Source organism: Acinetobacter sp. TY2, from assembly GCF_046269225.1.
In the GTDB taxonomy this organism is placed as follows: Bacteria; Pseudomonadota; Gammaproteobacteria; order Pseudomonadales; family Moraxellaceae; genus Acinetobacter.
Window position 1 is genome coordinate 53,651 of record NZ_JBJZOR010000017.1, and the last position, 12,648, is coordinate 66,298.

Consider the following 12,648-nt stretch of genomic DNA (forward strand, 5'->3'; position numbering starts at 1 on the left):
AACACTAAAAGTTCAATAAAAAACTCATATACAATAGATTAATCAATTAAATATCAATACATTAATAAATAAAAATTAAATCAAAACCAAACTTGGCACACTCTCTGCAATATACATAACATACATCATAGTGTGTATGACATTCACCTGCCTGCAACTGCTTGGCAGGCAGGTATAGAGAAAGGAATAAAAAAATGACTATGTCAGTAATTGAACAAATTGAAAAACAAGCATCGAATGAACGTGCTTATAACATTATTCAGGATTCTAAAGGTGTCCCAATTAAAATGTGGACCAAAGGTGTTCCTGTTGATGAGAAATCGAAAGACCAACTTTTGAAAACTGCACAAATGCCGTTTATTTACAAATGGATGGCAGTGATGCCAGATGTGCATGTTGGAATTGGTGCAACCATTGGAAGTGTGATTCCAACTAAAGGTGCAATTATTCCCGCAGCGGTGGGTGTCGACATTGGTTGTGGGATGATGGCATCTCGTACCACCCTGACCGCTTCCGATTTACCCGATAATTTATTCGCTTTACGTACCGAGCTTGAGCGTTTAATTCCACATGGAATGACCAAAAACCGTGGACAACGTGATCGAGGTTCTTGGGCAAATCCATCTGAACGTGTCGATGCTGTGTGGTCTGAGTTGGTAACCGATTTTGATTATATTTGTGCCAAACATCCACGTTTAAAAAACACCAATAATCGCACGCAGTTAGGGACACTCGGAACAGGAAATCACTTTGTCGAAATCTGTTTAGATGAGCATCAACAAGTGTGGATTATGTTGCATTCGGGTTCTCGTGGTGTGGGAAATGCAATTGGATCATATTTTATTGATCTTGCACGTAAAGATATGCAGAAGCATTTTATTAACTTGCCCGATAAAGATTTAGCGTATTTGGTTGAAGGAACAGAACATTTTGATGATTATTGGTTTGCTGTGGGTTGGGCGCAACGTTTTGCCATGAAAAACCGTGAGTTAATGATGGAAGCAGCCATTCAGGCTTTACGAATCATTATTAATAAACCGTTTAATGCCAAAGTTGAAGCGGTGAATTGTCATCATAATTATGTCGACAAGGAAGAGCACTTCGGGCAAGAAGTTCTAGTTACTCGTAAAGGCGCTGTACGTGCGCGTTTGGGTGAGTATGGAATTATTCCGGGGTCAATGGGTGCAAAGTCTTTTATTGTAAAAGGTAAGGGAAATCAGGAGTCTTTCTGTTCGTGTTCGCATGGTGCAGGTCGTGTATTAAGCCGTACTGCTGCGAAGAAACAGTTTACTGTGGAAGATCAGATTGCACAGACGCAAGGTGTCGAATGTCGTAAGGATGAAGCTGTGATTGATGAGATTCCGTCTGCGTATAAACCCATTGAAGATGTGATGAAAGCGCAGAGTGATTTAGTGGAAGTTGTTTATACGCTAAATCAGGTTGTTTGTGTAAAAGGATGAGTGTCTTTTCACGCAGATTAATAAGGAGATGATGATGTGTAATGTTTTGCTGATTAGCACAGAACAATGGATAGATTTAGCCTGATTCAACTGTGAAGATATTTCATTTACGCAACATCTTCCCGATTATGTTCCTGAAATTATTGAAATGAAATTCGAACATCGTTGGTATATTGTAGGCTATCCGAATGTGCAGTCATGCAGTTGCCAATTTAGAATTAGACCACTTGAATTGGGCTTTAATCCACCTGAAGATTGGTTTTGTGAAGATGAGCAAGCCATTAAAGCAACTAAAATAGCATATGAAATATTTAAATATTTAATGGACAATCAGATTCAATTTGAAATTATTGAATCGTGGACTCAAGGCAGTGTGAATACAGACATAAATACAATTCATGATATTGATCTGGATTTTAAAGAAATTAGTCAGGATGAATTTTGCTTCATTGAAAATTCGAGAATGCTATTCAGTAGGGAAAATTGATGGCACATAGAGATATTGTAGTTTTGCATAATGAGCTTATCTCGAATCAAGAGATTACTTTTGATTTACCGCAAAAACCTTACATTTTAGTGATTACAATACATAGCGATAGTGTGAGTAATGAATGGCGAAATATTTGCTGTGATTGGATTGTAAAATCAGAGCAATGTTATTGGGCTTTAGCTTGGGGTCATGAATGTTCAATTTGGGATGATGCTTTGGATTGGAGTTACCTAGAATTTTGTAATTATGATCTACCTGAAGATGATGATTACAACCTCATGACTACTTGGCATGAAGACCAAACTTTAGATGAAGTTATAGAATTTGCAGAATCAGTTGTAGTAAATACTTTACCTCAACAGGATTTATATCAAATTATTGTGTTAAATATTCACTAAATATTGAAGTTATAAGGATAAAAAATGAAACTCGCAGAAGCGTTATTACTACGAAGCGATCAACAGAAGAAACTCGCTTCACTGAAACAGCGTATCAATGCCAATGTATTGGTACAAGATGGCGATGAACCATCGGAAGATCCAAACGAGCTATTGAAGCAAGTCTTTGCATTAACTCAGGAATCGCAAAAATTGGTTTTTGCCATTCACCAAACCAATGCTTTGGCAAAGTTAAATGATGGCCGTTCATTACTAGCTTTACTCACCCAACGTGATGAGTTGGTGGAACGCCATAAAATTTTATCGTCTGCGATTAGCAATACAAACCGTGAGCCTGATCGTTATAGCTCTCGTGAGATTAAATGGCGTAAAGTGATTCCTGTATCATCTTTGCAAAAGCAAGCCGATGATATTAGCGCTAAATTACGTGATTTAAATGTATTGATTCAAGCAAACAATTGGCAAATTGATTTAATTGAATCTTAACGATACATTTGACAAGTTTTGTTATCTCTCAAGATGACAAAAACCTGAACATACTGGGCGAGTGCAAGATCCCCTACTTCCACAACACAGGATTGAAAATAACGTGTAGTGGCTTGCAGAGCGAGTGGGTCAGCTTAAACCTTTAAGCACAATTCAACCCATCACTTAGCACAAGTCAAACCCTTGCGAAAGCATCGTTACTGCTCACTATTCATCACCATGCGCTGACAGTATGTTCACCCTATTTTTTAAGATAAAAGCTATGAATACACAATTTAAAAAAAGAACTATTCAAATTGATGGTTCAATCGGTGAAGGCGGTGGACAAATCCTCCGTACTGCCCTTTCCCTATCAATGATTACAGGTATTCCCTTTGAACTTGTGAATATCCGTGCAGGACGAAAAAAACCAGGGTTAATGCGTCAACACTTAGTTTGCGTTCAAGCTTCACAACGCATCAGCAATGCAACGGTTGAAGGTGCTGAATTGCATTCTCAAAAATTGTATTTTGAACCACAGCAAGTTCAAGCAGGAACTTATGATTTTCAAATTGGTTCTGCGGGAAGTACAATTTTAGTACTACAAACGCTTTTACCTGCTTTGATGATGCAGTCGCAAGCCAGTCAGATTAGCATTCACGGCGGTACGCATAATCCTATGGCACCAACTGCTGATTTTATAACGCATTGTTTCTTGCCAACAATTGAAAAAATAGGTATTCAGGTCGACTTCCATTGTGAACGTGCAGGCTTCTTCCCAATCGGTGCGGGGCAGATTCAAACCACTATTCATCCTTGGATACAGCAGACTAAATATACTGCTTTAGATAAGGGTCAACTTATTTCCACACATGCCTATGCGGCAGCGCTAAATATTCCAACAGATATTGCAGACCGTGAGCTTGAAACACTGCATAATAAATTGGATTTAAGCACTCGAAAGCGTTTGAATTTTAAAGGCATTAGTCAGGGCAATACAGCATATGTCATATTAAATTACGAGCAACATCAACAAGTGTTTTCTGCTTTAGGTGAAATGAAGAAGAGTGCTGAAAAAGTAGCGCATGATTTATCCAAAGAGGTGAAAGCTTATTTAGAGTCTGAGGCTGTTGCAGATGAATATTTGGCAGATCAATTGTTATTGCCCTTGGCTTTAGGTAAAGGTGGTGAATTTACTGCGAAAGTTATAAGTGAACATACGAAGACCCAAGCCGAGATGATTCAGAAATTTATCGACTGCGATATTCAATTTATAAAAATTGGAAATAGTTTTAAAGTGAATGTCAGTGTGTAATTTTATACACGACATTTCATCTAGTATACAAACAGATGAATTCATCTACACTTGATGCACAAACTAAGGAATACGACAAGATTATAAAAATGCCTTTGCTCAATATAGCACTAATAATAATGAAGCTTGGATTGAAAAATATATCCTCAATTGTTTATCGAAATAATGTGCTCTACTCAACAAAAAAGCGAGCAATACGATTAATACCTTATGATAAGCTACTGATAGGTATATAAAAAAAGAAGTTTGATCATAATCATCTACCTTCTTTTATTTTTAAAAAATTAAAACAGATATTTCAACCCAAGACGATTTTGCACACAGATATCATCATTACGTAGAGCTGTTGTAAAGCCAAAGAATTCGCCACACTCCACCCTTTAAAGCGCCTGAAAAATTATAACTTCTATAAATCACATATTCAGATCGGTTTAAATTTTTCAAATCATTAGACTCAGCTAAATTCATGAATGAAGAATTTATATCTACCCATGCTTACTCATTCAAAGCACCTTCAAGTGCAAACAGAATGGCGTGCCCTACACATAAATCTTGGCGTGCTGGTAAAAATAGTTGTGTAAAACGGTACACACACCAATCATGTGAACCTACAAAAGGTAAATCTAAAGTTTGCCACTCAAGTTTTAAATTCTAATCCTGATTCTTCCAACTCAGCCATGCTTCAGCTAAATCATCTTTATCATTTTGTAATTCAGGCACTTCGTCGTGATTGTCACTTTTCTCATCAAGCCCACTGACCTTCGTAGCTTATTCCTACCTGTATACCTACAATGGGCGTTGTTCCATATTGTAAAAAACCGCCTGTCGTAGCTGTATCTTTGTTCAATTAGCGAACGAAAAAAATATCATGGGTTGAATCATATAAAGTGTTAATCGACCACTGATTTGACCACATTGCAAAGCATTACTCATGTTCCCTTATCGGCATTCATCTGAATTTTTCAATAAATCATTGATAACCAAAACTACATTTAAAGTCGCTACAAAACTCAGGTACAACAATAAACAATCATAATTGGTTTTTTACATGAGAAACCACTTTTATCAGGCAAATTTTTGTATTCATGTCTTGCCTGATCAATTTATTGGCTTCTCCGCTAATTTTCAATTTTTATCTTTTCATTACAATAAATTAAGATAAAACAATGTAACGTTTATGACAAATCAACAATCTCCACCTGTAAAACATTCACTGTAAATTTCACATCCAAATTTGCAAATTTCATCGCGTAAATACGATGCTCATCTTTTTGATATGCTGGTCGTGGATCAAGTGATAAAACTTGTTGCAACTCATCAATCACTTGTAATGTCAATTGCGCTGTTTGCAGTAATTTTTCTTGCTTTTCTTTCGCTTGCTCACTCCAAATGACTGTTTTTCGATCAGGCTCATGCTGTGCATAACCACTAATTGCCTCAGGAACACTATCTGAGTATTGAATATAGGGTTTTATATCGACAATTGGTGTCTGATCAAGCAAGTCACTTCCTATCACATACACACGAACAGACTGACCCACTTTTTCAACTTTTTTAAGCCGTACCACCGACAAACCGAGTGGTGATGGTCGATACATACTGCGTGTAGCAAACACTCCTATTTTTTGATTTCCACCTAAACGAGGTGGGCGTACTTGAGGGCGAAATTTAAAACTAACTTGTTGATTTTTATTATCATGAAACTGCCATACTAACCATAAATGACTAAATTCTTCAATTCCATCGAAAGCCAATAAATCATTATATGGCTCAGACATTTCAATATAGGACTCTACTTGAACTAAATTTGGTTGTCTTGGAATACCAAATTTTTCTTTATAAGGAGAACGCATATAACCAATAATTGGCAAACTAATTTCAGTCATAATCACTTTTTCTGATAAGCTCATTAAAATATATTCAGTTTATCGAGAATGATTTTAGATTAGAATAGTAAGTTGTACTTACTTGAAAATTTAATGAGACCTTTAATGGCTGCTTTCAACGTCGAAAAGATTACTCACGTCCACCATTGGAATGATACTTTATTCAGCTTTAAAACCACACGAGATACAGCGTTGCGTTTTAAAAATGGTCAATTTGTAATGATTGGCCTTGAAGTAAATGGTAAACCATTGATGCGCGCATATTCGATTGCAAGTGCCAACTATGAAGAAGAACTCGAGTTTTTCTCGATTAAAGTTCCAGATGGTCCTTTAACTTCTATCTTACAAAAAGTAAAAGTGGGCGATGACATTCTTGTGTCTAAAAAGCCAACAGGAACATTGGTTCTTGATGATTTAAACCCAGGTAAAAACTTATATCTTCTTTCTTCGGGTACTGGGCTTGCACCATTTCTATCGACCATTCGTGATCCTGAAACTTACGAGCGCTTTGAAAAAATCATTGTTGTTCATGGCACACGCTTTGTTTCAGAATTGGCTTATCAAGATCTCATTGAAAATGAAATTCCAAATCATGAGTTCTTCGGTGAATTAGGTGCTAAAGAAAAATTAGTCTACTATCCAACTGTAACGCGTGAAGATTTCCATACGCAAGGTCGTGTAACAACTGCAATTGAAACTGGTGACTTATTCGAAAAAATTGGTTTGCCACGTTTCAATCCTGAAACAGACCGTGCAATGCTTTGTGGTAGCCCATCATTCCTTGATGATGTTGCAGCATTACTTGATCAACATGGTCTAAAAGAATCACCTAAAATGGGCGTTCTTGGTGACTATGTGATTGAGCGTGCTTTTGTTGAAAAATAACATTTAAATTTAGGAATTAAATAAAACCGGAATTCATTTTCGGTTTTTTTATATCAGAATTTTATGTTTAGAAAATAAATAAAATGATGCTTTTTTCTTTATTTCGATAATAAAAGCTATTGTATTTTCTTAATAGCGTTTATATAATAGCCCATATAAACAGACAGGTCTGTCTATTTATTTTTATTAGTAAAACAACATCCAGAGGAATAAATAAAACAATACACAAAAATAAACATAAGAGGAAGTCATAAAACTTCCCACACTAATTGAAATGAATATTTTTCTAATTTATGAAGAAAAATATAATTTTCAATTTTATATTCAGCGAGGCGTGACAAGTAAAATTGTCACGCCTTTTTATTATTTAAATACTGATTATAGATCCATACAATGACTTATTGTATGGATCTTATATTATACTTTTAGACGCTAAGCATTCAAAAGTTCAAGCTGAATTAATTGCTGAACACGCTTCCAATAATCTTCTATCTTTACAGTATTAGTATCAATCTGCGCTTGAATTGTCATACCATCTAACAAACTTGCCAATAAAGTTGCCAATTGTATAGCTTGCTGAATACCAAGTCCTTCAAGTGCTGTTTTCAACTTTCCAGTTAACCATTCCTTGTACTCTATGGCTGGACGAATGGTCGATGGATACAACTTTGATATTTCTTCAACTGCTTTTTGAAACATACAACCATTAAAATCTTCCGTATGAAACCAAGCGTCATACCAGAAAAAAATAGTTTTAATGTGATCTATGTAATTTTGGGGCTGACATTCAGCAATTGCTGCTTCCAAAGATTCCTGTATGTTCATATTTCTTTTATTCAAACATTCTTCAATAAGTTTAGCCTTCGAAGGAAAATATTTATAAAATGTCATTTTTGCGACACCGGATTCACTAATAATCCGATCAACCCCAATAGAATTGTAACTATGTGAGTTAAAAAGACGAAGTGCCGTGCTGATAATGTCATCTTTTTTTGACATACTTTACGCCTACTATACTTATCTTCAATTGATTTAATTGAACTGAGTTAATGATTCTATGCAGGTTAATGACCTGTGTTTATGATAAATGCTTAAAAATTATATCATTTTTCTCGTAGTCAATAACTAACTTTTATTCCTTCCAATTAGAACAATATTCAACTTTATCATACAAGTATTTGAAATTAGTATTAATTAATTTAAAATCCCTATAGTAAGTTAATGTTATATTTACTATGATCATATAAATATACACAAATGTAACAATGATCAAAATGACTTTTACAAAAACCACTCAGGCTCGTAGTGATGCACTTTTATTTATTCATCAGTCGCTCCCTACCAATCAATGGCAATACAACGAAGTTGACATTCATGCTTTAAAACAAGCAATGCACAATCATGTATTATTTCAACATCCTATATTAAAACAAATGCTGGAACAGCGCCTCACGCTAGAGCATTTACAGAATATCCATATTCATTACTTTCATGCGATTGTGCATATCTTTACTGATGCATTAAGTATGTTAATTTTTCAAACCCAGCAATTAGATCATGCAATTAATCTTAAAGCCGAATCACGCCACATCGCTAAAATTTATGCTCGTTATTTATTGTCTTTAAACTTAATAGATGAATTAGGCTTTAATTCCGCAAAGCTCGAAAAAAGCTCTCCAAATAAATCACACTTGGTTTATTTTACCCAATTAATAGAACAATTAGACATTTCATCAGATAGTACACCATGTGCCGAAGCTCAGCACATTCGAGATTTTATAAAAAACCACTACAATGAATACAGTCATTTACTCTTAATTCTTGCTTGTACAGAAAAACAAGTTATTTACTTTAGCCAAGCACTTTCTCAGAACCTATACAAGTATGACCCTAAATATTGTCAAGGATACTACGAGTGCCATGGTGAAGCTGATCATTCTGATCGTCTTGCTAATGATGATAATCATGAAGATGATTTATGGTGTCTACTCACACAGTGCTATGTTAAACAAAATGAGCAGACACTGACTATTCTTGAACAAGAATACCTAACATTATGGGCTAATTTTTGGAGCAAAATGCAAAGTATGCAGGACTAAATCTGTTGCATAGTTTGTTTTTGCTCTCCACGTTCTTTTAATGCACGTGTAATAACTTGATAGCCACCTGTTAATCCAAGCGTCGCCATAATAAGCGCTACAATAACGTCAGGTAATAAACTACCTGTACCAAATACCCCAACTGCTGCCAAAATTACGGCAACATTTCCAATAGCATCGTTGCGACTACACAACCAAACCGATTGCATGTTGGAATCACCATCTCGAAAAGCATAAAGAATAAAAGCTGCGATAACATTGGCAATCAAGGCAAGAATTCCAATTGCTCCCATTGTGATTGCTTCGGGTGGAATACCTTTAAAATAGGCATAGGCTGTTTTTGTTATGACAACAAATCCAAATAATGCCATTGTTATACCCTTCAACAACGCAACGGTTGCTCGCCAATATAAGCTCGCACCCAACACGGCTAAAGAAACACCATAATTGACCGCATCACCAAAAAAATCGAGTGAATCTGCCCAAAGTGCAGAGGAATGTGTATAGGCACCACCTATTAATTCAACAAAAAACATAGCTAAATTAATAAATAGTGCAATCCATAATGCTGTTCTAAATTTACTATTTGGCTTCTGTGGTGCAGGTTCATGACTACAAGTACATGCCATTAATGATCCCCTTGATTAAATATTCATATGTATTATGCTTATTTAAAACCTAGGAGTAACTCTAAGGTCAAGAGATTGTGAGCACTAGATGAATCAATATTTAATCAGCGATTTAGCCAAAAAAACTCAACTTTCTTCAGATACCATTCGATTCTATGAAAAAAAACAGCTTATTAAAGCAAGCTTTCGTGCGGAAAATAACTATAAATATTATGATGATGAAACATTGAAACGACTCATTTTTATTAAACGCTGTCGTTCATTAGACATGACTCTACATGAAATTTCTCAACTTACTGAGCAAATTCAATATCCTAAAAAAGATTGTCAAATTATTGATCAATTGATTGAAGAACATATTCAGCATATTGAAACAAAAATTAAAGAATTAACTTCATTTAAATCCCAATTATATGAACTACGTCAATCTTGTACCTCCAATACCACGATTGATCACTGTCAAATTGTAAAAAATTTAGGAAAAAGTGAATAAAATCCGACTATTTTACTAGGTTGAAACTATTTTTTAATGATCTACAATAAACCCATATTTTTTATATGCCTTTAAAATTTTATGAGTATTACCCATGTTACAGAACTTTTATCGCCAGCAGGTTCACTGAAAAATATGCGCTATGCTTTTGCCTATGGTGCAGATGCCGTATATGCAGGTCAACCACGCTATAGCTTAAGAGTACGTAACAATGAGTTTGATCATGATAATTTAAAAATTGGCATTTCTGAAGCACATGCTTTAGGCAAAAAATTTTATGTGGTCGCAAATATTCAACCACATAACAGTAAATTAAAAAATTTCATTCGTGATCTTGAACCTATTATTGCTATGCAACCAGATGCGCTAATTATGTCCGATCCGGGCTTAATTATGATGGTGCGTGAGCATTTTCCTGATATATCGATTCACCTATCAGTGCAAGCCAATGCCGTCAACTGGGCAACTGTTCAGTTTTGGAAAAACATGGGACTTACTCGGGTGATTTTATCACGTGAATTGTCTTTAGATGAAATTGAAGAAATTAAGCAAACTGTACCTGATATGGAAATTGAAGTTTTCGTACATGGTGCGCTTTGCATGGCTTATTCCGGTCGTTGCTTACTTTCAGGCTATATGAATAAACGTGATGCAAACCAAGGCGCATGTACCAATGCATGCCGTTGGGATTATAAAATTCACGAAGCAGCAGAAGATGCATCTGGGGATGTCATTCCAATCATAGAATTGGAGACAGCATCAGACTGTTGCAACTATAAATATGCCGACGAGCAACACGCCCAAAACAACAAAAAGCAACAACACCAATATGGCGAACCGGTTTTATTACAACGCAATAAAGAGGAAATGTTTGCAGCAGAAGAAGATGAACATGGAACTTACTTCATGAACTCTAAAGATTTACGAGCCGTACAGCACGTTGATCGGCTCGCAAAAATGGGCATTCATTCTTTAAAAATAGAAGGACGCACCAAATCATACTTTTACTGCGCTAGAACAGCGCAAATTTACCGAAAAGCAATTGATGATGCGATTGCAGAAAAGCCATTTGACTCGGCTTTAATGACTCAACTTGAAGGTTTAGCCAACCGTGGTTATACCGAAGGTTTTCTTCGTCGTCACGTCCATAGTGAGTATCAAAATTATGAATCTGGCTCTTCAAAATTTGATCATCAGCAATTTGTTGGTGAAGTGCTTGAAAGAAATGGGGATTACATCAAAATTGAAGTTAAAAATCGCTTCTTGATCGGTGACTCACTTGAACTGATGACAACCTCTGGCAATATCGCATTTGTGCTTAATGAAATGCTTGATCAAAAAGGAAAGGAAATTTCTGATGCAAAAGGTTCAGGTTATATTGTAAATATTCCAATTCCAGCCGATGTCAATATGGCTTATGCACTACTTATTCGGAATTTACCTAACTCAACAATAGATATCTCAGCATCATCACTCGCCTATCAGGTTGTTTAAAATAAAGATTTTTAAGGTTGAATTATGGCGTTACTGATTACAGATCAATGTATTAACTGCGATATGTGCCTTGCAGAATGCCCAAATCAGGCCATTTTTGAAGGTGATAAAATTTATGAAATAAATGCAGATCGATGTACTGAATGTGTCGGCTACTATGAACGTCAAACTTGTGTCGATGTCTGCCCGATTGCCTGTATTGTTCCAGACCCAAAGCATCAAGAAAGTCAGGAACAACTTTTAAATCGTTTTCATTATCTCAGCTTATTTGGTTAAGGCATTAAAATTTTATGAAACCGTCATCATTTAGACATCAAACTCTTTTACACTTTCAGTATGAGGACATCATCTCAAAGTTGGCATCAAATTTGCTTTATTAAAAGTCATAAAAATAAAGTTATTTGTCACGTTTTATTTATCTATTGACCTTGGTATCTAGAACCGACAAGAACACTAAATTTCTAACAATAAAATTATGTTTACAACAATAAATAAGTCAATACAAAAACAAGAATGAAACAGCGCAAAAAGCCGAAGTATCATGGGGAGATACTTCGGCTTTTAATTTTGACTAAGTATTGCTTTTATATAGATTGTGCTGCTTTAACTGCATGAGACTGTCGAAAGTAAGCCAATGAAGGCTTTACTAGATACTCGACAAAACCAAGACTCACCAGCTAGTAAAAGTAAATAGATGTGATTCAATTAGCTAAAATATCACTCTTTATCTTTTATGCAGTCAATTAAATTGTGTATCAATACAAAATTTTCATTCTCCAACGAAATATGACACTGACAACTGGACTAAAAAGTCTGCACAAATCAAAGTTCAAAATTGCTGTATATGTAGACTTTTAAATTTCTCTTTATGTATAAACAAAAACCCTGAATAAATCAGGGTCTTTGTTCAAATCAATCATAAAATGTAGGCTTTTTACTTTAACTTTATATAGCTGCACGCATCATATAATCAAAAGCAGATAACGCCGCTTTCGCACCTTCACCCGATGCAATAATGATTTGCTTGTACGGTA

13 protein-coding genes and 1 pseudogene are annotated in these 12,648 nt (G+C 35.4%); 10 read left to right on the forward strand and 4 right to left on the reverse strand.

Annotation, left to right across the window (positions count from 1 at the left end):
- Positions 1 to 200: 200 nt before the first annotated feature.
- The 5 genes from ACK1JC_RS11710 to rtcA all read left to right on the forward strand — a co-directional run bounded on the left by ACK1JC_RS11710 (position 201) and on the right by rtcA (position 4,128).
- On the forward strand, positions 201 to 1,460 hold the full coding sequence (locus ACK1JC_RS11710; protein WP_409512063.1) for an RtcB family protein: 1,260 nt from the start codon (positions 201 to 203) through the stop codon (positions 1,458 to 1,460).
- A gap of 148 nt (positions 1,461 to 1,608) precedes the next feature.
- A complete protein-coding gene (locus ACK1JC_RS11715) occupies positions 1,609 to 1,947 on the forward strand; it encodes a hypothetical protein (protein WP_409512051.1) in 339 nt (112 codons plus the stop codon).
- Positions 1,947 to 2,348: a hypothetical protein gene (locus ACK1JC_RS11720; RefSeq protein WP_409512052.1), complete on the forward strand. Its 402-nt coding sequence runs from the start codon at positions 1,947 to 1,949 to the stop codon at positions 2,346 to 2,348. Before ACK1JC_RS11715 ends, ACK1JC_RS11720 begins: the two co-directional genes overlap by 1 nt.
- 24 nt (positions 2,349 to 2,372) lie before the next feature.
- Positions 2,373 to 2,834 carry a DIP1984 family protein gene (locus ACK1JC_RS11725; RefSeq protein ID WP_409512053.1) on the forward strand — a complete coding sequence of 154 codons (462 nt, stop codon included), beginning with the start codon at positions 2,373 to 2,375 and terminating at the stop codon, positions 2,832 to 2,834.
- A 262-nt stretch (positions 2,835 to 3,096) separates the two neighbouring features.
- Positions 3,097 to 4,128, forward strand: a complete 1,032-nt coding sequence (rtcA, locus tag ACK1JC_RS11730; protein WP_409512054.1) for an RNA 3'-terminal phosphate cyclase — start codon at positions 3,097 to 3,099, stop codon at positions 4,126 to 4,128.
- Positions 4,129 to 5,303: 1,175 nt separating this feature from the next.
- Here the strand turns inward: rtcA and tsaA are convergent.
- Positions 5,304 to 6,014: a tRNA (N6-threonylcarbamoyladenosine(37)-N6)-methyltransferase TrmO gene (gene tsaA / locus ACK1JC_RS11735; RefSeq protein WP_409512064.1), complete on the reverse strand. Its 711-nt coding sequence runs from the start codon at positions 6,012 to 6,014 to the stop codon at positions 5,304 to 5,306.
- 105 nt (positions 6,015 to 6,119) lie between these two features.
- On the opposite strand from tsaA, the gene ACK1JC_RS11740 reads away from it, so the two are divergent.
- Positions 6,120 to 6,899, forward strand: a complete 780-nt coding sequence (locus ACK1JC_RS11740) for a ferredoxin--NADP reductase (protein WP_409512055.1) — start codon at positions 6,120 to 6,122, stop codon at positions 6,897 to 6,899.
- A gap of 432 nt (positions 6,900 to 7,331) precedes the next feature.
- Here ACK1JC_RS11740 and ACK1JC_RS11745 read toward each other — a convergent pair whose 3' ends face one another.
- A complete protein-coding gene (locus ACK1JC_RS11745) occupies positions 7,332 to 7,898 on the reverse strand; it encodes a TetR/AcrR family transcriptional regulator (protein ID WP_409512056.1) in 567 nt (188 codons plus the stop codon).
- 266 nt (positions 7,899 to 8,164) lie between these two features.
- Here ACK1JC_RS11745 and ACK1JC_RS11750 point away from each other — a divergent pair, with 266 nt between their 5' ends.
- Positions 8,165 to 8,998: a hypothetical protein gene (locus ACK1JC_RS11750; protein WP_409512057.1), complete on the forward strand. Its 834-nt coding sequence runs from the start codon at positions 8,165 to 8,167 to the stop codon at positions 8,996 to 8,998.
- On the opposite strand, the gene ACK1JC_RS11755 is transcribed toward ACK1JC_RS11750, so the two are convergent.
- Positions 8,995 to 9,627, reverse strand: coding sequence for a cation transporter (locus ACK1JC_RS11755; RefSeq protein WP_409512058.1), 633 nt, complete (start codon positions 9,625 to 9,627; stop codon positions 8,995 to 8,997). The two genes, ACK1JC_RS11750 and ACK1JC_RS11755, sit on opposite strands and share 4 nt — an antisense overlap.
- Before the next feature lie 88 nt (positions 9,628 to 9,715).
- On the opposite strand from ACK1JC_RS11755, the gene ACK1JC_RS11760 reads away from it, so the two are divergent.
- The 3 genes from ACK1JC_RS11760 to ACK1JC_RS11770 all read left to right on the forward strand — a co-directional run bounded on the left by ACK1JC_RS11760 (position 9,716) and on the right by ACK1JC_RS11770 (position 11,890).
- A complete protein-coding gene (locus ACK1JC_RS11760; protein WP_409512059.1) occupies positions 9,716 to 10,120 on the forward strand; it encodes a Cd(II)/Pb(II)-responsive transcriptional regulator in 405 nt (134 codons plus the stop codon).
- An 81-nt stretch (positions 10,121 to 10,201) separates the two neighbouring features.
- On the forward strand, positions 10,202 to 11,614 hold the full coding sequence (gene yegQ, locus ACK1JC_RS11765) for a tRNA 5-hydroxyuridine modification protein YegQ (RefSeq protein ID WP_409512060.1): 1,413 nt from the start codon (positions 10,202 to 10,204) through the stop codon (positions 11,612 to 11,614).
- Between the two features lie 24 nt (positions 11,615 to 11,638).
- The gene (locus ACK1JC_RS11770; RefSeq protein ID WP_409512061.1) at positions 11,639 to 11,890 is read left to right on the forward strand and encodes a YfhL family 4Fe-4S dicluster ferredoxin; all 252 of its coding nucleotides are present in this window, start codon (positions 11,639 to 11,641) and stop codon (positions 11,888 to 11,890) included.
- Between the two features lie 669 nt (positions 11,891 to 12,559).
- Here the strand turns inward: ACK1JC_RS11770 and ACK1JC_RS11775 are convergent.
- Positions 12,560 to 12,648: pseudogene (locus ACK1JC_RS11775) on the reverse strand (pyridine nucleotide-disulfide oxidoreductase); the annotation flags it as partial.

Excerpts from the sequence above, each read along its gene's own strand:
- ACK1JC_RS11755 (WP_409512058.1), bottom strand. The coding sequence starts at position 9,627 with ATGGCATGTACTTGTAGTCATGAACCTGCACCACAGAAGCCAAATAGT.
- yegQ (WP_409512060.1), top strand. The coding sequence starts at position 10,202 with ATGAGTATTACCCATGTTACAGAACTTTTATCGCCAGCAGGTTCACTG.
- rtcA (WP_409512054.1), top strand. The coding sequence starts at position 3,097 with ATGAATACACAATTTAAAAAAAGAACTATTCAAATTGATGGTTCAATC.
- ACK1JC_RS11745 (WP_409512056.1), bottom strand. The coding sequence starts at position 7,898 with ATGTCAAAAAAAGATGACATTATCAGCACGGCACTTCGTCTTTTTAAC.
- ACK1JC_RS11720 (WP_409512052.1), top strand. The coding sequence starts at position 1,947 with ATGGCACATAGAGATATTGTAGTTTTGCATAATGAGCTTATCTCGAAT.
- ACK1JC_RS11710 (WP_409512063.1), top strand. The coding sequence starts at position 201 with ATGTCAGTAATTGAACAAATTGAAAAACAAGCATCGAATGAACGTGCT.
- ACK1JC_RS11740 (WP_409512055.1), top strand. The coding sequence starts at position 6,120 with ATGGCTGCTTTCAACGTCGAAAAGATTACTCACGTCCACCATTGGAAT.
- ACK1JC_RS11760 (WP_409512059.1), top strand. The coding sequence starts at position 9,716 with ATGAATCAATATTTAATCAGCGATTTAGCCAAAAAAACTCAACTTTCT.
- ACK1JC_RS11725 (WP_409512053.1), top strand. The coding sequence starts at position 2,373 with ATGAAACTCGCAGAAGCGTTATTACTACGAAGCGATCAACAGAAGAAA.
- ACK1JC_RS11715 (WP_409512051.1), top strand. The coding sequence starts at position 1,609 with ATGAAATTCGAACATCGTTGGTATATTGTAGGCTATCCGAATGTGCAG.
- ACK1JC_RS11770 (WP_409512061.1), top strand. The coding sequence starts at position 11,639 with ATGGCGTTACTGATTACAGATCAATGTATTAACTGCGATATGTGCCTT.
- ACK1JC_RS11750 (WP_409512057.1), top strand. The coding sequence starts at position 8,165 with ATGATCAAAATGACTTTTACAAAAACCACTCAGGCTCGTAGTGATGCA.
- tsaA (WP_409512064.1), bottom strand. The coding sequence starts at position 6,014 with ATGACTGAAATTAGTTTGCCAATTATTGGTTATATGCGTTCTCCTTAT.